The organism is Sphingopyxis sp. PAMC25046, assembly GCF_004795895.1.
GTDB lineage: Bacteria > Pseudomonadota > Alphaproteobacteria > Sphingomonadales > Sphingomonadaceae > Sphingopyxis.
Genome location: NZ_CP039250.1, coordinates 2,777,543 through 2,803,103 on the forward strand (window position 1 = coordinate 2,777,543; position 25,561 = coordinate 2,803,103).

25 protein-coding genes are annotated in these 25,561 nt (G+C 64.0%); 9 read left to right on the plus strand and 16 right to left on the minus strand.

Annotation, left to right across the window (positions count from 1 at the left end):
* Position 1: 1 nt before the first annotated feature.
* Entirely contained in the window at positions 2–646 is a 645-nt protein-coding gene (locus E5675_RS13095) for a heme-binding beta-barrel domain-containing protein (protein WP_136174901.1), read from the plus strand.
* Positions 647–649: 3 nt separating this feature from the next.
* On the opposite strand, the gene E5675_RS13100 is transcribed toward E5675_RS13095, so the two are convergent.
* The 9 genes from E5675_RS13100 to phhA all read right to left on the minus strand — a co-directional run bounded on the left by E5675_RS13100 (position 650) and on the right by phhA (position 8,968).
* Positions 650–1,273, minus strand: coding sequence for a PilZ domain-containing protein (locus E5675_RS13100; RefSeq protein ID WP_168707857.1), 624 nt, complete (start codon positions 1,271–1,273; stop codon positions 650–652).
* A gap of 251 nt (positions 1,274–1,524) precedes the next feature.
* Positions 1,525–2,277 carry an Asp/Glu racemase gene (locus tag E5675_RS13105; RefSeq protein ID WP_281727856.1) on the minus strand — a complete coding sequence of 251 codons (753 nt, stop codon included), beginning with the start codon at positions 2,275–2,277 and terminating at the stop codon, positions 1,525–1,527.
* A 7-nt stretch (positions 2,278–2,284) separates the two neighbouring features.
* Positions 2,285–3,193, minus strand: a complete 909-nt coding sequence (locus tag E5675_RS13110; RefSeq protein ID WP_136174903.1) for a fumarylacetoacetate hydrolase family protein — start codon at positions 3,191–3,193, stop codon at positions 2,285–2,287.
* A complete protein-coding gene (locus E5675_RS13115; protein WP_247594613.1) occupies positions 3,181–4,323 on the minus strand; it encodes a cupin domain-containing protein in 1,143 nt (380 codons plus the stop codon). Before E5675_RS13115 ends, E5675_RS13110 begins: the two co-directional genes overlap by 13 nt.
* The gene (locus E5675_RS13120; protein ID WP_136174904.1) at positions 4,320–5,333 is read right to left on the minus strand and encodes a carbon-nitrogen hydrolase family protein; all 1,014 of its coding nucleotides are present in this window, start codon (positions 5,331–5,333) and stop codon (positions 4,320–4,322) included. The genes E5675_RS13115 and E5675_RS13120 overlap by 4 nt, the downstream gene beginning before the upstream one ends.
* A complete protein-coding gene (gene kynU / locus E5675_RS13125; RefSeq protein ID WP_136174905.1) occupies positions 5,330–6,571 on the minus strand; it encodes a kynureninase in 1,242 nt (413 codons plus the stop codon). Before kynU ends, E5675_RS13120 begins: the two co-directional genes overlap by 4 nt.
* On the minus strand, positions 6,568–7,197 hold the full coding sequence (kynB, locus tag E5675_RS13130) for an arylformamidase (protein WP_136174906.1): 630 nt from the start codon (positions 7,195–7,197) through the stop codon (positions 6,568–6,570). Before kynB ends, kynU begins: the two co-directional genes overlap by 4 nt.
* Positions 7,194–8,099, minus strand: coding sequence for a tryptophan 2,3-dioxygenase family protein (locus E5675_RS13135; protein ID WP_136174907.1), 906 nt, complete (start codon positions 8,097–8,099; stop codon positions 7,194–7,196). The genes kynB and E5675_RS13135 overlap by 4 nt, the downstream gene beginning before the upstream one ends.
* Entirely contained in the window at positions 8,096–8,968 is an 873-nt protein-coding gene (phhA, locus tag E5675_RS13140; protein WP_136174908.1) for a phenylalanine 4-monooxygenase, read from the minus strand. Before phhA ends, E5675_RS13135 begins: the two co-directional genes overlap by 4 nt.
* Before the next feature lie 187 nt (positions 8,969–9,155).
* Between phhA and E5675_RS13145 the strand changes: the two genes are divergently transcribed.
* The gene (locus tag E5675_RS13145) at positions 9,156–9,635 is read left to right on the plus strand and encodes an Lrp/AsnC family transcriptional regulator (protein WP_136174909.1); all 480 of its coding nucleotides are present in this window, start codon (positions 9,156–9,158) and stop codon (positions 9,633–9,635) included.
* Between the two features lie 3 nt (positions 9,636–9,638).
* Here the strand turns inward: E5675_RS13145 and E5675_RS13150 are convergent, their stop codons facing one another.
* From E5675_RS13150 to E5675_RS13160, 3 genes are all read right to left on the minus strand, one after another.
* Entirely contained in the window at positions 9,639–11,978 is a 2,340-nt protein-coding gene (locus E5675_RS13150) for a hypothetical protein (RefSeq protein ID WP_168707859.1), read from the minus strand.
* 190 nt (positions 11,979–12,168) lie between these two features.
* Complete coding sequence (locus E5675_RS13155; RefSeq protein WP_136174911.1) at positions 12,169–12,639, minus strand: hypothetical protein; 471 nt, start codon at positions 12,637–12,639, stop codon at positions 12,169–12,171.
* A 597-nt stretch (positions 12,640–13,236) separates the two neighbouring features.
* Positions 13,237–16,497 (minus strand): TonB-dependent receptor, encoded by a 3,261-nt coding sequence (locus E5675_RS13160; protein ID WP_136174912.1) that lies wholly within the window; start codon positions 16,495–16,497, stop codon positions 13,237–13,239.
* Between the two features lie 333 nt (positions 16,498–16,830).
* On the opposite strand from E5675_RS13160, the gene E5675_RS13165 reads away from it, so the two are divergent.
* On the plus strand, positions 16,831–17,343 hold the full coding sequence (locus E5675_RS13165) for an RNA polymerase sigma factor (RefSeq protein ID WP_168707860.1): 513 nt from the start codon (positions 16,831–16,833) through the stop codon (positions 17,341–17,343).
* A complete protein-coding gene (locus E5675_RS13170; RefSeq protein ID WP_136174914.1) occupies positions 17,340–18,335 on the plus strand; it encodes a FecR domain-containing protein in 996 nt (331 codons plus the stop codon). The genes E5675_RS13165 and E5675_RS13170 overlap by 4 nt, the downstream gene beginning before the upstream one ends.
* Positions 18,336–18,347: 12 nt before the next feature.
* On the opposite strand, the gene E5675_RS13175 is transcribed toward E5675_RS13170, so the two are convergent.
* A complete protein-coding gene (locus E5675_RS13175; protein WP_136174915.1) occupies positions 18,348–18,974 on the minus strand; it encodes a TetR/AcrR family transcriptional regulator in 627 nt (208 codons plus the stop codon).
* A gap of 161 nt (positions 18,975–19,135) precedes the next feature.
* Here E5675_RS13175 and E5675_RS13180 point away from each other — a divergent pair, with 161 nt between their 5' ends.
* Together E5675_RS13180 and E5675_RS13185 are read left to right on the plus strand one after the other, a co-directional pair.
* Positions 19,136–19,993 carry a metal-dependent hydrolase gene (locus E5675_RS13180; protein ID WP_136174916.1) on the plus strand — a complete coding sequence of 286 codons (858 nt, stop codon included), beginning with the start codon at positions 19,136–19,138 and terminating at the stop codon, positions 19,991–19,993.
* Positions 19,990–20,403, plus strand: coding sequence for a DUF2147 domain-containing protein (locus E5675_RS13185; RefSeq protein ID WP_136174917.1), 414 nt, complete (start codon positions 19,990–19,992; stop codon positions 20,401–20,403). Before E5675_RS13180 ends, E5675_RS13185 begins: the two co-directional genes overlap by 4 nt.
* Positions 20,404–20,417: 14 nt before the next feature.
* Here the strand turns inward: E5675_RS13185 and E5675_RS13190 are convergent, their stop codons facing one another.
* Complete coding sequence (locus E5675_RS13190) at positions 20,418–21,176, minus strand: helix-turn-helix transcriptional regulator (RefSeq protein WP_136174918.1); 759 nt, start codon at positions 21,174–21,176, stop codon at positions 20,418–20,420.
* 176 nt (positions 21,177–21,352) lie between these two features.
* On the opposite strand from E5675_RS13190, the gene E5675_RS13195 reads away from it, so the two are divergent.
* From E5675_RS13195 to E5675_RS13205, 3 genes are read left to right on the plus strand one after another with little or no spacing between them, the layout of a single operon-like run.
* A complete protein-coding gene (locus E5675_RS13195) occupies positions 21,353–22,309 on the plus strand; it encodes an alpha/beta hydrolase (RefSeq protein WP_136174919.1) in 957 nt (318 codons plus the stop codon).
* Positions 22,306–22,884, plus strand: coding sequence for an FMN-binding negative transcriptional regulator (locus tag E5675_RS13200; RefSeq protein WP_136174920.1), 579 nt, complete (start codon positions 22,306–22,308; stop codon positions 22,882–22,884). The genes E5675_RS13195 and E5675_RS13200 overlap by 4 nt, the downstream gene beginning before the upstream one ends.
* Positions 22,881–23,894: a histone deacetylase family protein gene (locus tag E5675_RS13205; RefSeq protein WP_136174921.1), complete on the plus strand. Its 1,014-nt coding sequence runs from the start codon at positions 22,881–22,883 to the stop codon at positions 23,892–23,894. Before E5675_RS13200 ends, E5675_RS13205 begins: the two co-directional genes overlap by 4 nt.
* Positions 23,895–24,207: 313 nt before the next feature.
* Here E5675_RS13205 and E5675_RS13210 read toward each other — a convergent pair whose 3' ends face one another.
* Positions 24,208–24,684 carry an AHH domain-containing protein gene (locus E5675_RS13210; RefSeq protein ID WP_168707861.1) on the minus strand — a complete coding sequence of 159 codons (477 nt, stop codon included), beginning with the start codon at positions 24,682–24,684 and terminating at the stop codon, positions 24,208–24,210.
* A complete protein-coding gene (locus E5675_RS21505) occupies positions 24,681–25,508 on the minus strand; it encodes a hypothetical protein (RefSeq protein WP_168707862.1) in 828 nt (275 codons plus the stop codon). Before E5675_RS21505 ends, E5675_RS13210 begins: the two co-directional genes overlap by 4 nt.
* Positions 25,509–25,561: the final 53 nt, after the last annotated feature.

A 25,561-nucleotide genomic window follows, 5' to 3' on the forward strand; every position in this document is an offset into this window, starting at 1 on the left:
GATGGAATTACCCGCGGATATCTTCACCGAGCCCGAGGACGTCGATCCCGAAACGCTCGCCAACCTGGGCCCTCTCCGCCGGCTTGCGGGTATATGGGAAGGCCAGCGCGGGGTCGACATCAATCCCAAGGCTGACGGCCCCGAAACGCGCGAATATTATGAGCGGATCGAACTGCAGCCGATCGACCCGCAAGCGAACGGCCCACAGCTCTTCTATGGGCTGCGCTATCATCTGCACGTGAACACACGCGAAGAGGACATCGCCTTCCACGATCAGGTTGGTTACTGGCTCTACGAAGCATCGACGGGCCTGATCCTCCAGACCCTCGCGATCCCCCGCGGCCAGATCGCAATCGCGGCTGGCCACGCTGCGCCCGATGCGAAACAACTCGTCGTCAAGGCGGAGCGCGGCCAAACCGAATATGGCATATGCTCGACGACCTTCCTCGAACTCGCCTTTCGTACCGACGCCTATCAACTGACGGTCGATTTTCACGACGACGGGTCGTGGAGCTATGTGTCCGACACGACCTTGATGGTGAAGGGCCGGGGTGAGCCCTTCCTCCATCGCGACCGCAACCGGCTGACAAAGATCGCCGAGCCCGACCTTAACCCTTGGGCGAAGATCGTCCGCGGCGCCGCCTGAGCATCAGCTCTCGAAGCGGCGGATGCTTTCAAGGTCGACGCGGTCGAGCGGCTGCGTCAGCCACAGGCCGCCCCGCCCGGCCCGCGACCAACGTACGATCGCGCGGCGCTTGACGTCGCCGGCAAGTATGAGGTCGAATTCCTTGCCGACCTCGAAATGGCCATCATGGACGAAGCCCGCGCCGTTCTGCGACAGGTCCACCAGTTCGATATGCGTCGCCGCGCCCTCATCGGTCACCGCCTGCGCTTTCGTATGCACCGGCAGACGCGGCTGGCGATAGCCGATGGCGCGCTGCTCGGCCGCCAATTGCTTGAGCACATCGGCGACGTCGACTTCCTTGTCGAAGGCGACGCCGCAGCGCCCTGCATCGGACCAGACGACCTCGCCGCGGATCGTAACGGTATCGGAAAGCGCGATCTCGAGCTTTTCGCCGATCGCGATGGGGACGTCGGCCGCGAGCATCATGCCGCGGTCGGAAATGTTGCGGACCCGCCACAAACCCGCATCGCCGTTGCGCATCACCTTGGCGATCCGCCAAACCGTGCGATAGCGATCGCCTTCGCGGCGATCGGTGCTGGCGGCGATATCCCGCTCCTCTGCCGGATCCGAGAAGCGATGTTGGTTCATGCCGTCCACCTTATCGAAGCAGCTGAACAAGCATAAGTGCTTGTCTATACTGCAAAACACACAATCCCCACGCGACCGCAATACTAGAATTAGTCATATAATTCAATCATGTTGCAGATCATCGTTAACATCTTTGTCGTCACACGCCGAAAACGCGCGCGCACTCCGCAAGAGTGAATGTCGCATTTTGCATATTTTACGGTGGTGGAATGCCGTGTTTAAGTGCCGGATCGGCAGATATCGGCTTTGGCTCAATAGCGGCCGGAAAGCAGCGCGCCGGCGCCCGGAACCTCGGCCCGCAGTCCAAGCCGCGTAAGCATCTGGTGCGCCGTGCAAATCGCGGCCGATATCACGGGTTTTCCAATCGCGTCCTCGGCCCGTTGCACCGCCGGCAGCGACGGCATCTGGACGCACGCCGAAAGGACGAGCGCGTCGACGCCGGTCAAGTCGAGCCGCTTGTAATGGTCGAGCAGATTCGCCGGATCCTGCGCCGCGACCTCCAGATTGTCGGGGATTTCGAGCGCGAGCCAGTCGGCGACCTCCACGCCCTCATTTGCGATATAGCCGACGACCATCTCGGTCAGCGGTTTCATATAGGGCGCGACGAGCGCGATGCGTTTCGCTTGCAGGACTTGCAGCCCTTCGACCAGCGCACCGGCGCTGGTGACGACCGGCGCGGGGTGACCATTTTCGACCGTGCGCTGGTGCAACCGCCCCTCGGAAACGCGGTGATAGCCCTCCCCCATGCTCATGATCGCGACGAGGCAGGCATAGCCCAAGACGTCGACCGCGGCGTCGGACAATTCGAGCGCGCAGCGATCGGAATCGGCATCCATCGCCGCGAGTTCTTCCTTCGTCACCTTCTTCATCCGCATCCGCGACGAGTGGAAGGTGAAGCGTTCGGGCGCGATGGCCTCGCGCGCGCGGAGCAGCGCGGGGATTTCGGTTTCCATCGTCACGTTCGAGCTGGGCACGATCTGCCCGATGCGAATGGGGCGTGTCATATCGCGCTCAGACCGCGACGATCGGGTTACGGAGGGTGCCGATGCCTTCTACAGTGCATTCGACGACGTCGCCCGGCCACATGAATTCCTGCGGATCGCGGCCCGCGCCGACCCCCGCCGGGGTTCCGGTCGCGATGATGTCGCCGGGTTCGAGCGTCATCACGCTCGAAATATCGGCGATCAGCTGGTTGACGTTGAACAGCATGAAGCGGGTGTTGCTGTTCTGCTTCTCGACGCCGTTCACATGGGTCAGGATGTTGAGATTGTGCGGATCGCCGACCTCGTCGGCGGTGACGATACACGGCCCCATCGGCGCGAAGCTGTCCTGTCCCTTCGACACGATCCACTGACCCGCGCGGCGGCAGTCGCGCGCCGACACGTCGTTGATCACCGTATAGCCGAACACATGGTTCAGCGCGTCACCCTCCGCGACGTGGCGCGCGGTGCTGCCGATCACCACCGCGAGCTCGGTTTCCCAGTCGAGCTGCTGCGTCACCTTCGCATTGTGACGGATCGGATCGTTCCACGCGACGACGGCGGTCGGCGGTTTCGAGAAGATTACCGGCTGCTGCGGCAATTCGTTCGACGTGTCGAGCGAACGCGCCGATTCAGCGACATGCTCGGTATAGTTGAGGCCGATTCCGAAGATATTCTTGCGCGGCCGCGGGATCGGCGCGAGCAAAGTGACATTGTCTTCGGGCAGCGAGGTCCCGATCAGGTCGGCCGTGGTCGCGGCTGCAACGGCTTCCTGCAGGAAGCGCAGTGCGATCGGGCCCAGATCGATGAAATCGAGCATCGTCGACGGCATGTCATTGCCGATCGCATCGCCGAAATATTCGACATCGATCACGAGCCCGTCGTGGAGAAGGCCGAGCCGCGGTTCGGTCTCGACCGTGCGATACGTCACAAAGCGCATGTTTGATGTCCGTCATTTTCTTGGAGGGCTTCCTCGATCCGGACGCCGAGCGCCTCCATCACGGGAAAATCGTTGAACGAGAAGAGGAAAGCCTCCTCAGAGGCATCGAGATTGACATGTTCGTGCCACGTCCACGCGGGCACGCAGAAAATGTCGTGCGTTTGCCAGTCGAAACGCTCGCCGCCGATGATCGAATAGCCGCGCCCGCCCGCGACATTATAGACGACGTTTCCGGTGTGGCGGTGCGCCTTGCCGCGAAAACCGGGCTTCAGCATCTGCATATGCGCGCCCATCGTCTGGAGCGCCCAGCCGCCGGTCAGCGGGTTCGAATAGCGCATCATATGCCCGTCGAATGGCGTGCCCTCCGAAACCTTCGCGAGGTTCCAAAGCGCGTCGCGTACCGTCTCCCAGCGATAGACCATCATGGGCGAATAGGGTTTCTCCCACGCCGGCACGCCTTCGGGGCGAAGCGCGGCACCGCCATAGCTCAGCGGCAAGTCGTCCACGGGGAACGCCGCGGTTTGCGCGGGCTTGTCGTAGACCGCGTAGAAATTGGTCTCGAGGCTGTTCATCAGCGGAATATCGAGCCCGTCCTGCCAGATCGACACCTCACCCTCGGCCACCACGCCGTGGTCGTGCCAGGCGCCGTTCGGGGTCAGCACATAGTCGTTCGCGCCGAGCGTGATGTGGTGGCCGTCGACGACGGTATAGGCGCCCTTCCCCTCCATGATGAAGCGGTGGGCCGAGGCGGTATGCTTGTGCGCGGGCGTGATCTCGCCAGGGCGCATCGCCTGCATCCCGCTGAACAGCCAGCCACACACCGCGACATTTTCGCGCCCCGCGTCGCTGTCGTTGAGCAGGGTGACGACGCGGCGGCCCGCTTCCTCGGGCTTCACCAGATCGAGCGCCCGCAGACACATCGCGCGCATGTCGGCGTAACGCCAGAGCGTCGGGCGATAGCGCGTCTCGGGCTCCCACGGCTCGATCGCGTTGGCGCGTTTCCAGAAAGCGCCCGCATTGCGCGCGGCAAGCTCTTGATAAAAGGCCTCGAGTTCGGGCGTGTCGATTACCCGCGCGCGCCCGAGAACGTCGTCGCGCGGATCGATGATCGTGCTGGCTTCTGCCATCATGAGGTCTCCTCGTCGGGATCGACGCACTGCGCCTCGTCGACGAACAGGGCCGACGCGCGGGGAGTCCGGTCGACCGTCAGGTTGAAGATGTCGAAGCGGTTATAGCCGCCGATGATGTCGTGCATCAGCTTGGGCCGGATGCAGTCGCCAAGGTCGATGTCGGCGTAGACGATGCCTTCGCCATCAATCAGCGCCTCGCCGACCAGATTGCCGTGCGGGTCGATCACCCCCGAAAAGGCGCTGTTCGGGCGCGACAGCAACTCGCGATTCTGCGGCCGATCGGCGCTCATCGCGTCGATGATTTCGGGGCTTATCGCCGAGCAGGCAACGATGGTGAAGACCTTGCCCTCGAAACTGTGCGCGGTCGCACGGATTTTGATCGCCTCGGCCATATCGTACGACGCGGGCGCGACGGGCAGCGCGATATAATTGGCGACATGGACCAGCTCGCCCTGCGACAGCAAGGCGAAGCGCGCGAGCGTGTTGGTATTCTCGCCGCACGCGAGCGTGCCGAGCGGCCCGACCGGCGTGTCGTAGACGCGGATCGAGCTGCCGTCGCCGCCCGCCCATGTGAGCTTCTCCGCCCAGGTCGGCACCAGCTTGCGGTGGCGCCCGAGCAGGCTGCCGTCGGCGCCGATGATCAGGTTGGTGTTATAGAGCGTGCCAACGCTCAACGGATCGCGCTCGTTGATGCCGATGACGACGGTGCAGCCATGGTCGCGCGCGGCATTGCACAGCGCGGCGACCTCGGCGCCATCGACGAGCACGGACGCGCGGTAGAGCCGCTCGTGCCACTCGGCGCCCTCGATCGGCGTCATCAGCCAGTTCCAATAGGGATAGGCCGAAACGAACACCTCGGGGAAAGCGACGAGCTGCGCGCCATTCCCCGCCGCCTCGGCGATCAGCGCGCACGCCTTGTCGACCGTGCGCGCGGTATCGAGGAACACCGGCGCGGCCTGCACCGCTGCGACGCGCGATTTAGGCAGGAAGGGCGCCGACACGTCGCTCATGTCACTGCCGCCCGTTGGTGATATTGCGGCTTGTCCCACGCGCGCGTAGCGCAGACCTTCTCCAACCGCTCGACGGTTTCGACGATGTCCTGATAGCGCAGATAGAGCGGCGTCAGCCCGAAGCGCAAAATGTCTGGCGCGCGGAAGTCGGCGATGACGTCATATTCCTTGAGCGCCTGCACGATCTGATAACCCTGCGGATGGGCATAGGCGACCTGGCTGCCCCGCTCGGCATGGCGCTGCGTGCTCGCCAATTCAAAGCCGTAGGCGTCGCACAGCGGCTGCATAAGCTCGACGAACAGATCGCCGAGCGCGAGCGACTTGCGGCGGATTTCGGCCATATCGGCTTCGAGCATCAGGTCGACGCCGACTTCGAGCGCCGACAGGCCGAGCACCGGCGGCGTGCCGCACTGGAAGCGCTCGATCCCGGCGGCGGGATCATAATCCTCCTCGAAAGCGAAGGGGCGCGCATGACCGAACCAGCCCGACAGCACCGGCGTCGCGCCATGGTGCCGCGTCGCCGCGAACAGATAGGCCGGCGCGCCGGGGCCACCGTTGAGGAACTTGTAGCCGCAGCCGATCGCAAAATCAGCATTCGCGCCATTGAGGTCGACCGGGATCGCCCCCGCGCTATGGCTCAGATCCCAGACGACGAGCGCGCCGGCGTCGTGCGCCGCGCGCGTGATCGCCGCCATGTCCCGGACGCGGCCCGATTTATAGTGCACCTGCGTCAGCAGCAGCACCGCGACATCCTCGTTCAGCGCATCGACGATTGCGTCGGGCGCAACGGTGACCGCCTTCACGCGCCCGCCGGAAAAAGCCTCGATGCCCTGCATCATATAAACGTCGGTCGGAAAATTGGTCGCTTCGGACAGGATCACCGTCCGTTCACGCCGCAACGAAAGAGCGGCCGTCAATGCCTTGAAGATATTTACCGAAGTCGAATCAGTCGCGACGATCTCACCGGGGTTGGCGCCGATCAACTGCCCTATCTTATCGCCGATCCGGCGCGGCGCAGTCGACCACTCCGCGCCGAGCCATGACGTGATCAGCCCCTCGCCCCATTCACTGCCGACGACTTCGGCCAGCCGCTCGCCCGTCGCCTTGGGCAACGCACCAAGCGAATTGCCGTCGAGGTAGATCAGGCCTTCGCGCAGGTGGAAACGGTCGCGGAAAGGCGCGAGCGGATCCGCGGCATCGAGTGTAGCCACATCGGTGGCGGAGATCGTATCGGTCATGCGATTTCCCTCAGGATGGCGCGCACCGGGCTGGCATCGGCGCCGACGATACGGAGCGGCAGCGCGACGAGTTCGTAGCGGCCAGGCGGCACGTCATCGAGCACGAGCCCTTCCAATATCCGCATATCGGCAGCCTTGACCGCCTGATGCGCGTCGAGCGTCTTCGACTGTTCGGGGTCGAGCGAGGCCGCGTCGGTGCCGATCAGGCGTACGCCCATCGAACCGAGCCGCGCGATCACATCGCTGGCGATTGAGGTAAAATCCGAGTCCCATTGGTCGTGCGGGAAATGCTCATAGGTGCGCAGCAGCACGCGCTCGCTACCCTCGACCGCATCCCAGTCCACATCGGCAATCTCGACCCGGCCGCGCGCATGACGCATGTCGAGCAGCACGCACGGCCCGATATAGGCATCGAGAGCACAGTCGGCCGACGAGGCGCCATCATTGGCGTAGTGCAGCGGCGCATCGCCGTGCGTCCCCGCGTGGAGCGGCGTGAACATGCCGCCGACATTGAGCGGACAGCCGTCGCCGATCACTGCATGGCTGTGCAGCGCAAATGCGGGCTCACCCGGCCACACCGGCACCCCGGCGTGGAGCGGCTGCGAAATGTCCCAGATCCCGCTCATGCGCCCTTCCCTTCGGAGTAATCCCCGCCCTCGCGAGGCGCGACCATCTCGGTGCGCATCGACCAGAGTTCCGGGAAAAAGCTGAGATTCAGCGCCTTGACCAGATAGTTGACCCCCGACGATCCGCCGGTCCCCGGCTTGTGCCCGATCACGCGCGCGACGGTCTTCATGTGCTTGAAGCGCCATTCCTGAAAATAATATTCGAGCGCGGTGACCTTTTCAGCGAGCGTGTAGAGGTCCCAGTGATGCTCGGGGTCGGTGTAGATCGCGAGCCACGCCTTCTCGACCGCCTCCGATGGCTCATAGGGCTGCGTCCAGTCGCGCTCGAGATGACCGGCGGGAATGGCGAAGCCGCGCCGCGCGAGCAGCCGCAGCAATTCGTCGTAAAGCGAAGGCGCGTCGAACGCCGCGCGCAGGCGGGCGGTCGCCGCCGGATCGTCCTTGTGGACGATCATCATATCCTCGCGCTTGTTGCCGAGCATATATTCGAGTTCTCGATATTGCTGCGACTGGAAACCCGACGCGCGGCGCAGGAAACCGCGAAAGGTCAGGAAGTCGTGCGGAGTCAGCGTCGCGAGCACTTCCCAGCTATGGATCATATGCCGCTGGATCGTCGCGACCCGGTCGAGCCCCTTGCCCGCGATCTCCAGCCGGTCGCCCTTGATCGCGTCATAGACCAGCCGCCCCTCGTGCAGCACGAGCTTGAGCCACAATTCCATCGTCTGGTGCATGATGATGAACAGCATCTCGTCGGGCTTGTCCGACACCGGCACCTGCGCCGACAGCAATTGCGCGGTCTGCAGGTGCCGCGCATAGGTCAGGCCATTGTCCCACTGGATCGTCTCGCCGTCGATTTCGGTCTCGAAAATGTTGGTGCCGCCGTCGCGCGTCTGCCTGATCATTGCGATGCCTCTCCGCTTGCCGGCGCAGCCGGCAGGCGCCCTTCATAGGCGACATCGCCGCGCCAGCCATCCCCCGGTTCGAGCGTCGGCTCGTCGGCAATCTTGCGGTAGATGCTCGCAAAGTCGGTTTCCTCGGTCGCGCGCAGCAATTCACCGAACCCCGCGACGACGAAATAGGTCTGCTGCAACCGGTCGAAATGATATCCGGTCCGCATCACGCGCTCGATATCGAGCCAGATCCGCCGCGGTTCGCGCGCCGTCAGCGCCGAAACTGTCTCGGCGACGCTCGACATCAACCCTCCGCCAAAGGCGCGAAGCTCGCCATCCTCGACGACCAACCCGAACTCGACCGTATAAAGCCAAAGCCGCCCGAGAAAATCCGACGCACCCAGCTTTTCGGCGCGCAACCCCGCCTCACCATATGCGACGAGGAAGTCCGAAAAGGCCGGATCGGAGAGCATCGGAACATGACCGAAAATGTCGTGAAACATGTCGGGTTCTTCGCTGTATGCCACCTGCTCGGGCGGCCGGAGGAAATTGGCCGCCGGAAAGCGCTTGTTCGCCAGATGCTCAAAAAACGGCGCGTTCGGGATCCAGCCGGGCACCGCGACGACCTCCCATCCCGATACGGGTTTCAGCAGCGCATTGAGTTCGGCGAAATCGGGAACCCCCGGCGTCAGCTTGCGAAGAATATCGAGCCCGCCCAGGAAGGACCGGCACGCATAACCATCGAGCGCCGCCGACTGCCGTTCGAAAAGGGCGCGCCAAGTCTTGTGCTGCCCGTCAGTGAAGGCACGCCAGTTTTGCGGCATCGTCCAATCGGCCGCGACGCCTTCGGGCGGTGCGTCGAAAATATGCGTCGCGGCCATCGGTCTCTCTCCAAACCCTTGGCCGCCAGACTAGCCTGCGCGTGCGCGAACATTGTGCGGATTTGGTGGCGAAGCGGCGTGAAAAATCGTCATTCGTTCTGCAATATTTCTTATTTGAAGGAATATGTTCCTCCATGTTAGCCTCTTACCGCCATTCCGAACAAAAGCCGATTCAAGGACGAAACGCGTGGACAAGCTTGACTGGAAGATCGTCGCCGCGCTCGAACGCGACGGCCGCCAATCCTATGCCGACCTCGGCGAGCAGGTGGGCCTCTCCAAGTCGCCCTGCTGGTCGCGGGTGAAAAATCTCGAGGACGGCGGCGTGATCGAAGGCTATGCCGCGCGCCTCGACCCGATCGCGATCGGCCTCGCGGTGCAGAGTTTCGTCGAGGTGCAGATCCGCTTCGACGCGCATATCGAATTCGAAGCCGCGGTACTCGCGCATCCCGCCGTGGTCGAATGCCACACGACCGCGGGCGAAAGCGACTATTTGCTCAAGATTTTCGCGCGATCGGCCGACCATCTCGACGAGCTGCTTCGTCACAATCTGTCGAAACTGCCCGGCGTTCAACGCTTGAAGACGGTGGTGTGCCTCAAGACGATCAAGCGCCACGGCCATCTCGCCCAATGGGCGCGCACGACCGAGAGCCGCGAGCGCGTCAACTGACCATCAAAACCGCTTGCGCATCGACAGCTGGATCGTGCGCCCGAGCGGGTCCACATCATAGCGCCGATACCCGGCCGGAACACTCCCGTCGTCCAGCACCACGCGCCGATAGCTGTTGAACAGGTTTCGGATTTCGAGCGAGATGTTCAAATCCGAAAGCCATTCTGGCTTCTCCGGCGTTCGCAGCAGACGCTCGGGCTCGACGAACAGGCGGAGGTTCAGCGTCGTCACGGGGCGATGGAGATAATCCGGCTGGCCATCCGATCCGGCGGGCGCGCGGAGCCGGAATCCGCTCTGCCAATTGCCGTCGAACGTCACGCCCATGCCCGGTTTGCCCGCCACAAGCTGGACGTTCAGATTGTGCCGCGACTGCGCGGTATCGCCGTCCAGCCGGTCGATCACCGGGGCGCCAAGGCTGGTCAGCAGTTCGCTGCGCAGCAACCAGCCGTGGTTCACAGACAGGGTGAACTGCCAGGGATGGCCCGTCAACGCAGCGGGGGCTCGTTCCTCCTTCCGCCCCGGTGCAAGCAACAGCGTCAGGCTGTTGTTCAGCCGTTCGGTCGTGTCGCGCACGATCCGGATCGGCCGGGCGTCCACCCGGATCAGGCGCCCCGACGCATCACGGACGAACCGGTCGGGAAAGGCGGCTTCGACCGCCAGCGAAACCCCGGGAAATCCGCCCGCGCCACCCGTCGACTGCTGCTCCCGATATTCGACCGACAGCGAGAGCAGCCGGGGATCGAACGGACGCAAAGTGGCGCCCAGCGACAAGGTGCGACGTCGGCCCGATCCCAGATCGGGGTTGCCGCCGGTGACCCAGACCGGCTCGGCGATTTCCTGTCGTGCGAAATCGTAAACGCGTCGCACCTCTTCCGAATAAGGGGCGGTCAATTGATCGAGCGATGGCGCGAGCTTGGCGAAGCTGACCGATCCGTCGAGCCGGAGCGCGGGAACAGGGCTCCAGTTCGCGCCCAGCTCGAACCGCGGACGCGACGCCTCGCGGGAACCGAAGGTCAGACCGCCGGCGAAGTCGAGCGCCAGGTCACCGAGCAGCGAATGCGGGTTTTCGTTTCGACTGGCGATCGGCACCGCGAACGACAGCCGGCCGTCGTATCGGTCCTGTCCCACGCGGACGGTGCGGTCGTCATCGTCTATTCCGTTCCTGAACCGACTGGTCGTGCGGTTGCGGTTCATTCCCGCCGTCAGCGTCGCGGTCAACGGCCCGGCCGGCAGGTCGGCGATCGATCGGTTGTAGGTCAGTCGCGTGCTCAAGCTTTCGCTCACCGACCGGTTGCGGCTTGTAGCGAATCCTTCGGGCGACAGCCCGTCGGGCTGGTCGATGCGGCCGTTCGCCCAGACGCGCGTATAGTTGGCGCTGAAGATCGCGCGCCCGCCGGCGAGAGGCCCCGACAAGCTGGTCGAAAGACCGAGATTCCGGGAATTTTGCCTGCCAAGCAGGACCGGCGCACCCGCCCCGGAATCGGTCGGCGCCAGGCCCAGCGATTGCCGGCTGCCGCTTGCCGCGGCGTCGAGGCTCAACGAAGCGCTAAAGCGCCCGATCGGCCGCGTAAGCCCCGCGGAGACCGACATCTGCTCCGTCGCGGGGCGCAGCGACCGAAAGTCGTCGTCATCCGCCCGTGGTGGCGACGAGGCGCGCGAACTTTCGAACAGCGCGCTCTCGCCCGCAAGCTGGACCTGCGCGCTCCACCGCGCCTTGCCGTCGATGACGAAACGCCCCGCCGATCCGCTGCCGCCAATTTGGCCCCCCGCGGTCGGTGCCTTAACGCTGGCCTGCGCCTCCCACGACACGAAATGTCGTTTGAGGACGAGGTTCACGACGCGCTGGTTGCCCGCATAGCCGTATCGCCCGGCGGCTTCGGGCGGCAGGATCGCAAGACGCTTGAGCGCGGCCGGCGGGAAGCGGGCCAGGTCTTGAATCGAATCGACGCGCTCGCCGTTGATCAGAATGATGGGCCGTTCGTCGGGTCGCCCGGTCAGCGGCGCGATCCGGCGCACCAGTTCGCCGATCGAATAGGCGCCATAGGAATCGATCTGCAGTTCATCGAGCTCGATTTCGGGTTCGACGAGCGCCTCGCCATATCGCGCGGTGACGACGATCTCCTGATCATCGCCGACTGCAACGGTCTCGCCGTCGGAGGCGTCCGGCGATGGCGGCCCGGCAGGAGGCAGGTCCTGCGCATATGCGGCTACCGAGGGCCACAGCCACATCGAAGCCAGCAGCGCCGCACAACGCCATCCGGGATTGCGGAAGGCCTCGCGCCCGCCGGACGGGCCCGATGGATCGTCCGCGTCGTTTTTGCGCGCTGCTTCCCTTTCCCGCATCCGGCTTCGCGATTCCCTGGCGCTAAACCTCCGTTCGTAACCGATTGCCGATTGCGCTACGACCGTCGCCTCCCCGGTCGCCGATAAATCCTATGCGAACAGGGACGCGACGGTCGCCGCTTCGCGGAGCCGTGCAATCGTTGATGTGGCCGGGCACGGAGGGTTCAGCCCGGCCACCTCCCAACCGGACTTAGGAGAGATTCAGGTTGGGGATTGAGATGCTTGCATCGTGGATCGTGCAGATATTGCCGCTCGGATCGATCGGCGGCAGCGTCTGGTTGGTGATCGTCAGCACCTTGGTGCTGTTGTTCCAGTCGCCGCGAACGGTGCCATAGCAGGGATCGTTGGCGACCGTGTTGGCGCCCATGGTGATGTCGACCTTGGTGGCATCACCCGGGACCGTGGCGGCCGACCAGGTGCCCTGCGGGACAACGAAGATGCAGTTGAAATCACCCATCGCGATGTCCGGCGACGAGATCGCGATGGTGGTGCTCGACGTGACCGTTCCGTCGAAGGTAACATCGCACGTTACTCTGAGCGTCTGTTCCAGGTCGGCATAGCCGGAGCTGCCGTTGGCGTTGCCACTGAACGATTGCGCATTGGCAGCGAAGGGCATGGCGAGCGCTGCGACGGTTCCCATCAGGGCCGTGAATTTGTTCATGACACTTCCTCTTCCTAGTCGATGTTGATTTGGAAAGGCGGGATGCCTCCCGACTCCTATGACGCACCCGATACGAAAGAGGGGGGATGGAATACGACTTTTTTTATATGTATTTTTAGTATTTTGGTGGCGAGATCGAATAAGGTTTCGAAGAAATTCACCATCGCCTGCGGTCAATCTTCTTGAGCGCCGTGCGCCAAATCTGCATCGTCACCCAACCGTTCGTGCTGAGCTTGTCGAAGCACCGTATTTTTTGACGGCTGAAAGGAAGAACGGCCCTTCGACAAGCTCAGGGCGAATGGGTCATATTAAACGCATGACGCTCTGACGCCTTAACCTCGTTGCCGATCATGGAGCGATAGGCGTGATCCGACCGCATTCAGGCGCATCGCCCTCTATCGCGTAACCAAAAACGGAGGCCGCCGTCTCATAAGAAGCGGCGGCCCCAGGGGAGAGGTTCGTGATACTCGCGCGGTCCGATTGCACGGAGAAACCGACACCCCTCCAATATCGCTTGTTCCGAGCCGGCGCCGCGCCCCCTTCCCGACGCCCCTTCGGCCAGGTGTTTCGACCTGCTAGTTCCTGTCGATACTCCTCCTAGAATCGCACGGTAGCGTTCAGGCCGACGATGCGAGGGTCGAGCGTGAAGACATTGGTGCTAAGCCCGGTATCGTCGCTGTTGGTGAAGGTGCCGGTGATCGGCGCCTTGTCGAACAGATTCTTGACATAGAGCTGGAGCGCGAAATCGCCTTCGCCGCGCGCGAGATTGACCGCCAGATTGACATTGTCCCACGCCTTCAGCCGGTCATATTCGGTGTTGAAAACCCGCGCATAGCTTTTGCCCTGACGATAATAGTCGCCGCGGAAGGTCAGCACCCAGTCGCCGCCTTCGAGGAAGACGCTATATTGGGCGCCGATGTTGAATGTATAATGCGGTGCATTGGGCAACTCGTTGCCGCCGAGGTCGGCATAAAAGCCCTTCCCGCCATTCGGCGCATCGGTCAGCGGATTATAGGTGAAACCCAGCAGCCGATTGAACTGGAACGCGGGGCTGACGTTGGGAAGCTCCGGATTGAACGTGCCGTAGCGCGCGGACCCGGCGCATAACGCCGAGAGCATCAGCAGCTTCAGTTCCTCGGGCGCCCGATCATAGTCCAATATCTGCCCGACGAGCGCCGTGGGCGCGATGCAGTTGGAGGGGACCTGAAGCCACGGCCGCAGCAGCATCCAGTCGGGATTGCCCTGGGTGCGGTCCATCACGTCGATCGACTTCGCGCCCTTGTCGATCCGCGTGTCGAGCAGCCCGAGCGTGGCGTCGAGCCGGAAGTTGCGCGAGGGCCGCCATGCCGTCTCGAGTTCCAGCCCCCAGGTCTTGGCACTGAAATTCTCGTTGAGCGAGATGCGGTCGACGATCTGCGAAATCTGATAGTCCTGATAGGCGTTGAAAAAGGCCGCGGCGTTGAGCGTGAACCGGCCGCCGTCGAAGCTGTTCTTCGTCCCGATTTCGAACGCCGTCACATATTCGGGTTTGAAGGTTTCGGGAAGCGGCTGATATTGAATCACCGTCTGATCGATATCGGCGCGCGGCGGGTTGGCGCCGCCGCCCTTGTAACCGCGCGATCCCGAGGCATAGAGGAGCGTGTCGTCGGTGAAGGACAGGTCTGGCTTCCAGTCGACGACCAACCGTCCGGTCACCGCGTTCCATTTCTGCCGGATTTCGGGAAATTCTCGGAAACCGCGGCTGATCGTGCCGCCTGATATCGGGCCACCCTTGGCGGGGTTATTTTCGATCGCGCCGAGCAGCAACTGGCTGGGCACCGGCGTCGCGATCTTCTTGTCGCGCGTATAGCGCAGCCCCAGCGTGATTTTCAGGTCATCGGCCGCCTGCCAATAAAGTTCGCCGAATATCGCCTGCGATTCTGTCCGTACCGGATTCTTGCTGCGGAAATAATTATGGCCATCCTCGGGTCCTTCGCCGATCGGATTGGGATCGACCCAGACGCATTCGCGGCCCGTCGGCGTTCCTTCGCCGCAATTGCGGGTTATATCGCCGCCACCTTCACTGTCGCCATTAAAGTTATATTGGGCGATCAAGGTGAACAGGTTATTATAGACGAAATAATCATCCTGCGATTTGAAATCGAGATAATTGGCGCCGATGTTGAAATTGATTGGGCCATCGTAGGCGGATTGCAGCCGCAGTTCCTGCGTCCATTGGCGATTGCGCGACCGGCTGAGATCGGCTGACAGAATTCGGTCCGACGCCCCCAGTTGCGGATCAGTGAAGATGCCCCCCGGGGTTGGCCCTGGCACCGTGATCGGCCGCGGCGCGCCCGTCGGATTCTGAATCAGCCCCACCGAATCGTTGAAAACCGGCGCCGAGACGAAGCGGTTATAATCTTGCGACGAATAGTAACGATCGCGAGCATAGGCGGTCTGCGACACGAGTTTCAGATCGTCGCCGAGTCCGAGTTCCATGTTGAATTGGAACACATCATTCTTGGCGCGGAACACTGGGTCATAGCTCGTCGCGACCTCCCGCAAATCACGCGACTGGACAACGTCGGCATAGGGATCAAAATTGCGAGCGATCGGAAAGACAAGCGGGCGGCGTCCCGGCGCGGTCGGGTCATAGCCCATGCTCATGTTGATCTGTGGAAACATGACATAGGCTAGCGCCTTGGCGTTGGGTGCACCAAAGGCCGCGTCGCCATAGAGCGACGCCGACTGGCATCCCTGGCTGAACCGGCTCTGCAGGAATTCGGGCACCGCGATATCGCCGACCTGCGACACGCCGGGATCGGTGGTGCAAAGCTGTTTGCCGGTGCGCGAGCGGTTGTCGTCTTCCTCGAAATGCTGCCAGATCGCATTGACCTTGAACCGGTCGCTCGGCTCCCACTGGACCGACGCGCGCGTCGACCACAGGTCGCGGCCGTTAATCCGTTGCTGCGTGAACGTATTGTAGTCGAAGCCTTCGCGCTTGGTCATCGCGCCCGCGACGCGGACGGCCAGCGTGTCGGTGATCGGCACGTTGAGCATCCCCGAAAGGCGCCGCGTTTCGAAGCTGCCGGCCTCGGCTTTCACTTCGCCCCCGAAACTGTCGTCGGGCAGCGCCGGGATGACGTTGACCACGCCCGCGGTCGCGTTGCGGCCATAGAGCGTCCCCTGCGGACCGCGCAGCACCTCGACGCGCTCGAGGTCGAAGAATTCAGCTTCGAACAGGCGGTTGCGGATCAGCGGGGTGTTGTTGAAGCTGACCGCGACGGCGGGGTCGTTCGAGGCGGAAATCGCCTTGGTCCCGATGCCGCGGATCGTGAAGTCATAGCCGCTGAAATTGCTTTTGGAGAAATTGACGTTGGGCACCGCGCGCACCAGTTCGGCACCGGTCTCGATCTTGTGGTCGTCGAGCGCCTTGGGTGTGAAGGCGCTGATCGCGATCGGCACGTCGCTGATCTTCTCTTCGCGCTTCTGCGCCGTGACAACGATTTCAGTATCGTCCTCGATCTCACTGCCGGCGGCGAGCGGGGTTACGTTTCCCTCCCGCGTCACCACGAAGACATCGCCGTCGCGGCGATAGCCGAGGCCGGTGCCGAGCAAGAGCGCGCGCAGCGCCGTTTCGGGATCGGACCGCTTGCTGTGGCCCGCGGTGCGCTTGCCGTTGACGATCGCCGCATCGACGAGGATCGTCGCGCCGCTTTGCACGCCAAAGTCGCGCAGCGCCCGGTCGAGCGATTGCGCCGGAATGCGGTAACTCGTGACATGCTCGCGCGCCAGCGCCGTATTGCCCGACAGCACCAGGCAGCCGATCGCTGCACCACTCAACAGAAATTTGCGCAAATTGCATGCACGAACCCGCATGTCCCCTCTCCCTCACCCTGTGCTGCGGGATTCATGTCCCGCTCTTCCGGCGTTCGATGCGACGCCATTCGGATAGACGCCCCATTTTCAGACATGGGGGGATCGGTCGAATAATATTTTCAACAATGTTAATATCTACGCCGGTGAACGGGTCGTTAGGAAAATTCGTTGGCGGGCGCGTTTTTTATCCCCCCTCTTGCGAATTTTCCGCGTCTACCCTGTTAACTCCAGCACAGAGTGGAGCCGCAATGACCGTTTTGGGAATGATGCCGGGATGACACGTAGGGCTGGGAGCATCTCGCAATGCCTGTTTTGTCAGGATCATTATTGACGATGGCCGTCCCGCATCAGGACCGCGATCTGACCGCATGGATGACGGCCTATGGCCCGGGATTGCGCCGCTATTTCCGCCGCCGCGCCGACGATGCCGATGTCGACGATCTGGTGCAGGAGGTGTTCCTGCGCCTGCAATCGGCACAGCTCAGCGCGCCGATCGACAATGTCGAACGCTATCTGTTCACCGCCGCGCGCAACGCGCTGATCAGCCGGCACCGCCGGCAAAAGGCGCGCGCGACCCTGCTGCACGACGAGTTCGAAGACGGCATCGAAATCGCCGAGCAGCGGTCGCCCGAACGCATCGTGATCGGCCAGCAGGAATATCGCCGCGTGCTCGAGGCGATCCAGAATCTTCCGCCGCGCGCACGCGAGGCCTTTCAATATCACCGGTTCGAAAATCTGACCTATCAGGCCATCGCCCAGCGGATGGGCATTTCCAAGGAGGCGGTGAAGGAGCTGATGCACCGCGCGCTCGTGCGCATCGTCGAGGAAATGGAGCCCGACCTGTGAGCGGCAACGGCGCCTTCGCCCGTGCCGCGCTCCGCGCCGAGGCGGTGCAATGGTTCAACCTCGAACGGTCGGGCGACATGACGGTCGACGACGAGCTGCGCTTCCTCGACTGGCTCGATCAGTCCGACGCGCATCGCGACGCCTATCGGCTCGTCGAGCGCGCCTGGCTGATCGCCGGAACGATTCCGCAGGAAGCCGAAATGCTGGCCCCGCCCGCGCTTGATGGCGAAGCGCGACATCGGCGGCCCGGCTGGCGCCGGCACCTGGCGCTGGCGGCCTCGCTACTGCTCGTCTTCACGGTCGGCTGGGCGGCCTATCTCGATGGTTTTCCGGGCTTCGGTGCAACGCAGGATCAGCATTTCCGTACCGGAGTGGGCCAGACGTCAACCGTTACCCTTCCCGAAGGCTCGATCGTCACGCTCGACGCCGAAACCGAAATGCGGCTGCGCGAAATGCCGCGCGAGCGCCGGGTCGACCTGGTCGCCGGACGCGCCTTCTTTCGTGTGGCTCCCGATCCGTCACGACCCTTTATCGTAAACGCCGGCGGGAAGAGCGTGCGCGCGATCGGTACCGCCTTCGAGGTCAGCTTCGAGCATGGCAACATGGTCGTCACGCTAGCCGAGGGGAAAGTGCGGGTCGAGGAGACCGAATCCGGGTCGGGCAGCGGCACCGACATGGTGCCCGGCGGTCAGCTCATCATCGGCGCCGACCATAATTGGACGCTCAGCCGCGTCGACGTCGCGAAAGAGACGAGCTGGACCGAAGGGCGCCTGATCTTCATGCGCGACCCCTTGTCCGAAGCCGTTGCCGAAATGAACCGCTACTCGCCGCGCAAGCTCATTTTCAAGGACGGCAAGATTCCCGAAAAGCAGGTTGTCGGAGTGTTCCAGGCCGGCGACGTCGACGGCTTTGTAAAAGCAATGGAACTGAACGGCATCGCGCGCCGGGTGTCGGCGACCGACGATCAGATCCTGCTATCGGGAAGCGAGTAGAACCGGCGTAGGTCAGGCCGCGGCCGGCGGAGTTCCTGTCGGAATCAGGAACAGCGGCAGGATGCGGGCGATCAGGTCGCGCATCGCGTCGTCGGGCTGGTCGAGCATATCGCGCACATGCGGTCCGATCACCGCGTCGCCGAAAGCCGTCACCGCCATCATCAGCACCGCCGCGCGCACCCGGTCGGGTGCGGCTGCGTCGGTCGACTGCCCGACGATCGCCTCGACCAGCGCGCGCACCGCGGCGCGCACGGGTTCGAGATGTTCGACGTCGCCCGACAGGATGATCCATGCCGCGAGCGGTCCCGCGCCGCCCTTGTCGAAGGCATCGAACACGCGGTCGGCCACCGCGCGCGGCGCGGCGCTGTCGGTCTTCATCAGTTCGACGACATTGCCGAGCGCGTCGGTCAGATCGCGCACCATCGATTCCATCAGCGCCGACTGGAGCCCCGCCGCCGATCCGAAATGGTGGAGCACATTCGCATGCGACATGCCGATCGCCTGCCCCACATTGGCGAGCGTCACCGCGGCGGGCCCGCGATCGAGGAGCAGCCTGCGCGCCGCCGCCAGTCCCTCTCCGCGAACCTCGGCCCCTGTACGCTTGCGCCGTTTCTGATGCGGCCGCGCTTGCTTGTACATGCACATTTTCCTTGCGGCCCCGCGCCCCGCGACGGCCTTCGCCTCAAAAGCCTTAGCCGAAAGCGGCAGATTGTCACCCTCATCGTCCACCTTGCGGGCCTTCCAATGTCGTGATATATACATTGATGTTAATGTAACTTTGATTGCAGAAAGGTTGCACGATGCCCACTCTCCTCCGCACGCCCGACGACATCCGGATCGAAAAGCGCGACCTCAAATTCGGTCGCGAGACGCCGCCGCCGCGCTGGTGGCACAGCGGCGATCCAGGCCGCACCGCCTTTTTCAACGCGCTGTCGTCGACCTTCCCGGTCGGCGAGAAATTCTTCATGACCTCGGTGCGCCATTATCGCGAGGGCACGCCCCAGCCGCTGCGCGGCCAGATCGACGATTTCCTCTATCAGGAATCGATGCACAGCCGCGAACATGTCGTGTTCAACCGCCAGGCCGAAGATGCCGGCTTCGACATCGCATCGGCCGAGGAGCGCGCACGGCGGACGATCGCCTGGGTCAAGCGCCGCTCGCCGATCCAGCAACTCGCCGCGACCTGCGCGCTCGAACATTTTACCGCGACGCTCGCTCACGACGCGCTCGCCAACCCGGTCCATCTGGGCGGCGCGGCCGACGAGGCGCGGCAGCTGTGGCGCTGGCACGCGATCGAGGAGATCGAGCACAAGGCGGTCGCCTTCGACACCTATCTCCACGCCGCGCGCAGCATGACCCCGCTGCGCCGCTGGCTGAAGCGCAGCACGGTGATGTGCGTGACGACGATGCGCTTCCACTATGTTATCTTCCGCAACACCGCCGACCTGCTCGCGCAGGACGGCCGCAACAATTGGGCGACATGGAAAGGTCTGCTGGCATGGCTCTACGGCCGCGACGGGCTGATGCGCGCGCTGCTGCGCGGCGTCTTCACCTATATGAAGCCGGGGTTCCATCCGTGGGAACTCGACGACCGGCCGCTTCTCGAAGAGGCGCTCCGCCTGCTCGAAGGCGGCAAGGCGAAGGAGCTGGCCGCATGACGCGGGCGCTGATCCTTCTCGCCGCCGCAGCCTTCGCGACGCCCGCCGCGGCGGCCGACATCACCGGCGTGTGGGCAACGGGCAGCGAGGGCGGGCGCGTCGAAATCTATCGCTGCGGCAATGCGCTATGCGGCAAGGTCGTCGACGCCAAAAGGCTGCGCGCCAACCCCGACCTGCGTGACGTACGCAATTCGGACCCGGAGCTGCGCCACCGCAAGCTCAAGGGTCTCGTCGTCCTCAATGGCTTCACCGGTGGCCCGACCGAGTGGAAAGGCGGCCCCGTCTACGATCCCGAATCGGGCGACGGCGCCGCGAACGGCCGGCTGAAACTGCTTCCCAACGGCAAGCTCGAGCTCAAGGGCTGCATCGCCTTTTTCTGCCGCACCAAGATCTGGACCCGCGCCGGCTAGAGTCGCCCGCCGGGTCAATGCTTCAAATACTGGCTCGGCGGGACGCCGAAGGCGCGGCGGAACATCGCGGCAAAGCCGCTGGGGCTGTCATAACCTACGTCGTAGGTGACCTGTGTGATCGACGCGCCTGCGGCGAGCAACGACAGCGCTTCCATCAGCCGCACCTGCTGCCGCCAAACGGCAAGTCCCATCCCCGTTTCCTGCTTGAAGCTGCGCGTGAAGGTGCGCCGCCCCATCGCCGCGAGCGCCGCCCAGTCGTCGATGTCGCGCGGGTCCGACGGGTCGGCGATGATCGCGTTGCAGACACGCAGCAGCCGCGGGTTCGACGGCATCGACACCTGATAGGGCGCATTGGGCATCCGCCCGATCTCGTCGAGCAGAAGCGTAATGATCCGCCCCTCGCGCCCGTCGACGTCGTAAAGCGCTGGGAAATCGACGACCTCGAGGATCAAGGATTTGACGAGATTCGACACTTCGAACACCCGGCATTGCTTCTCATGCTCGTGCCCCGCGCACGGCAGATAGAGCGTGCGCAGCGACACCGGGCCGCGGCACGCGACCTCGTGCCGCGTGCCCGCGGGTAGCCATACCGCGCGCTGCGGCGGGATCACGAAGCTCGTCTCGGGCGTGCGCACCGACATCACCCCCGCCGAGGCATAGAGGATCTGGATATGGTCGTGGCTGTGCATCGGATCGACGAAACCCGCGGGATATTCATCCTGCAGCGCCATCACCGGCCGGCCGGTCGTCAGGACATCGACACTATGCTTCATGGCCCGATCCTCGCAGATATTGGACAAATACGCCATATAGGCCGAACGCCGCGCTGACCAGCCGCGCAGCCGCCGCTGGCCTGTCCCGTGCGGTGATTGGCCCGTTTGTGCGATAGAAGCGGCGCTGTAGAAGCTATCAGACGGTCAAAGGATCGTTTGGAGAGGATATGCCAATCATGTCAAAGGGCTTGAACGCCATGCAGGACGACATGGCCGACCCCGACATCCGCCGCTTCGTCGATGCGATCAACGCCGCCTATGCTGAACATGCCGCGACCCCGGGGGCGAGCATGGCCACGCGCCGCGAGGTCGCCGAACGCGTGCGCCGGCCGTGGCGCGAAGGTGGCCCGATCATGGCGGAGACCCGCGAAATGGACATCGAGGGCGCTCGCCTGCGCCTCCACCGTCCGGTCGCCGACGAAAAGCTGCCCGTCATGCTCTATATCCACGGCGGCGGCTGGATGCTGTTCAGCATCGACACGCACGACCGGCTGATGCGCGAATATGCAGCGCGCGCGGGAATCGCGGTGATCGGTATCGATTACAGCCTGTCGCCGGAGAATAAATTCCCCGTCGCGCTCGAAGAATGCGCGGCGGCGCTCGGCTGGATCGCTGCGCAGGCCGATGCGCTCGGCCTCGACGCCGACCGCGTCCTGATCGGCGGCGATTCCGCCGGCGCCAACCTGTCGGTCGCGACCTGCCTTTTGCAACGCCAGCGCCGGCACCCGCTGCCGATTGCAATGCTGCTCAACTATGGCGCCTTCGCGCCCGAACATACGCCCAGCTATGCGCGCTTCGGCGCGGGCGATTATTCGCTCGAGGCCGACGAGATGGACGCTTTCTGGGCCGCTTATGTCGCCGACCCCGCACAGCTCGTCGACCCGCTCGTCGCGCCGCTGCGCGCCGACCTCACCGGCCTGCCCCCCGCTTTTCTGGCGATCGCCGATTGCGACATCCTCGCGGACTGCAACCATGAATTCGCCCGCAAGCTCGAAGAAGCCGGCGTCCCGACGCGCGCCGTCACCTATCAGGGCGCGACGCACAGCTTCCTCGAAGCCATGTCGATCGCGCCGCTCGCGCAGCGCGCGCTCGACGAGCAGGCGGCGTGGATCCGTGATACGCTGAAGATATGACCTCGCTCTACGATCCGCGCGACGCCGCCGACGTCGGCCGGCTCATCGCCGACTATCCGCTCGCGTGGCTCGTCTCGCGCGACTTTCACGCAAGCCCGCTGCCGCTGATCGCCGAGACCGACGCGAACGGCATGGTGACGGCGCTGTTCGGTCATTGCGCACGGCGCAACCCGCTTGTCGCCGATTTCCGCGCCGACCCGCGCGGGATGATCCTGTTCACCGGCCCCGAAGCCTATGTCCCGACGGCCTTGCTCTCGAAGCCCGACTGGGCGCCGACATGGAATTACGCCGTGCTGCGGTTCAAGGTCGAAATCGAATTTGTCGAAGGCGAAACCAAGGACGCCATCGAGCGGCTCGTCGCCAAGATGGAAGCCGGCGCCTGGTCGACCGCGAGCCTCGGCGCGCGTTATGACAAGATGCTCGCCCAGATCATCGCCTTCCGCGCGCATGTCCGCTCGGCCGAACACAGCTTCAAGCTCGGCCAGGATGAAAGCGCAGAGGGCTTTGCCGAGATCGTCGCCGGTCTCAGCGACCGGATGCTCGCGACATGGATGGAAGGACAGGCAAAAAGGTGAAGCTTTTCTTCGACGATCGCCAGATGGCGCATGCACCGGCACGCGAATTGCACAATGGCGACTGGGTGCCCTATGCCGAAAATATCGAGCGGCCACGTTCGATCGTCGAAGCCTTCGCCGATTGGCGCGCGGTGCGCGACTTCGGCATGGCCCCGCTGCTCGCCGTGCACGACGCCGGCTATCTCGCCTTTCTCGAACGCGCGCATCGCGACTGGATCGCCGCAGGCCGGCACGGCGATGCGATCGGCTACACCTTTCCGATCAGGCGGCGTCGGCCGCTGAGTTTCGGGCGCATCGACGCCGATCTCGGCGCCTACAGCTATGACGCCGGCACGCCGATCGCGGCGGGAACGTGGCAGTCGACCTATTGGTCGGCGCAGGGCGCGCTGACCGCGCTCGACCATCTCGCGACGAGCGGCGAAAAACACGCCTTCGCGCTCTGCCGCCCGCCCGGCCATCACGCCGGACGCGACTATATGGGCGGCTATTGCTACCTCAACAACGCCGCGATCGCGGCGCGCGCAGCGCAGGACCGCGGCCTCGGCCCGGTCGCGATCCTCGACATCGACTATCACCACGGCAACGGGACGCAGGACATCTTCTACGAAGATGCCGATATCTTCTTCGCGTCGATCCACGCCGACCCGCGCACCGACTATCCCTTCTATTGGGGGCATGCCGACGAACGCGGCGAAGGCGCGGGCGAAGGCGCGACGCTCAACCTTCCCCTGCCCCGCGGCACCGACGGACGGAGCTATGCGCCCGCGCTCGATACCGCGCTGGCCGCGATCTCGGACTGGGATGCAAAGTTTCTTGTGCTGTCATTCGGCGCCGATACGCACAGCAGCGATCCCATCTCGAGCTTCGCGCTCGAACGCGCGGATTATGTCGAGCTGGCGGCGCGTATCGCAGCGCTCGGTGTTCCGACGCTGATCGTGATGGAGGGCGGTTATGCCGTCGGCGACCTCGGCAGGAATGTCGCCGCTTTCCTTGCGGGCTTCGAGGGGTAGCGTCGGCTTTGAGGTGTTAGCGGACCTCCGTTTCCTCTCCTTCGTCATCCCGGACTTGATCCGGGATCCACCGCGGCGCTGACGTCATCCACCCCGGATCAAGTCTAACGAGCCAAGTGTCTCGTTAGTGGGTGACGAGGAAAGAAAAATCCTCCCTGTGCCGCAGGCATGGGGAGGTGGCAGCGCGAAGCGCTGACGGAGGGGCTTATGGCTCGACGTTGCCGCCCCTCCACCACCGCTTTGCGGCGGTCCCCCTCCCCACGGCTTCGCCGCAGGGAGGATTATACCTCCGCAGCCGGTCGCAAGCCGCCGCCTATTCCCCGAATAACCGGTCGATCGCTTCGTCCAGATAGGGGCGATCGATGAACAGCCGCATCGGATCGCGCCGGTTGAGCCAGAATCCCGCTCCATGTCTGTCGGTCAACGCCCGCCGCGTCGTCTCCTGCAGCAACCTCAGACGCATAACGGCGGTACGACGCGCAGCGCGGATGTCGGCCGGCGCCTGCAACGCAAAATGCGCCCTGATCCCTTCGACCCGCGCGGTAACGACGTCGCTGTAACCGCGATGCGGCCCCCGATGCAGGGCATGACCCGATCGCAGCGCCGCCGGCTCGCACGCCGGCAGCACCAGCCCGTTGCCCGCGAAATTCTGAAGCGCGAACCCCTCGTCGCGGAGATGATCGAACATCACCACCATTTGCGGTCGTCGCAGCAGGGCAATCGGGATCAGGTGATGACGTTGAAATCCGGATAGCGGCGGCGGCGCCCCATGCCAGCCGCGCCCGATCAACCGTCGTGACCGAATTCGACGATCACGGTCGATCTTTGGCTCGCCCCGTCCATCGGCGGCAACAGGTCGATCCACTCGCCCGCATCCAGCCCTCGCATCGTCCGCGCGGTCCGAACTGGGCCGTTGAGCATCATATCGAGCGCGAGCCGCGACAGCCGCCGTACCATTTCGGCGACCGTCCAGCCCCCCGGTATGCGCGCCTCCAGTTCCTGTCCGGCGAAAAGCGCCAGCCCGCGCGTTCTGATGCTTGCGCCGCTCCCCAAATCCTGGCGCCGGAACGCGACCAGGTGCAGCACGGGCGGCATCCCGCTAACCAGCATTTCGGCGATCGAGGCACGGAACTGCGGCGCATCGGACCAGAGTCGCGCGGGCGACCAGAAGAGATGGCCGGCATCGAACAGGTCGATCAACAGCACCATCATCTTGAAGAATTCGCGCATTCGCGTCGTCTGCGACGGCGATGCGCCACGATCGTTTTCAGGAACAAAAATCCAGCAGTCCCCGCTCTCGCGCCATCCGCGCGGCAGGCTGGCGGCGAGCAGGCTCGTCGACGGATGATCGGGATCGGCCAGATCGAGCGCCGCGCTGGCGGCAGGGCCGGCGAGGATCGATATCGTCCCGAATGCCAAGCGAAAACAGGGTGCGGCGATCCGCGCATCGAGATCGGCGCCGACATCGCGAACCCGCTCGGGCTGCAACCCCATATGCCGAAGCGATGTTTCGATCGCGTCGTCCGATGCGCCGCGCATCGCGGGGCCGAGAATCAGTGCGAAGGGTTCCGGCGGAACCGGCAGGATCAACGCATCGCGGTCATCGACATCCATCTGTGGCGCGCCCTTCATGGGTTCGCCGATTGCATCGCAAGACCGATCCGAAT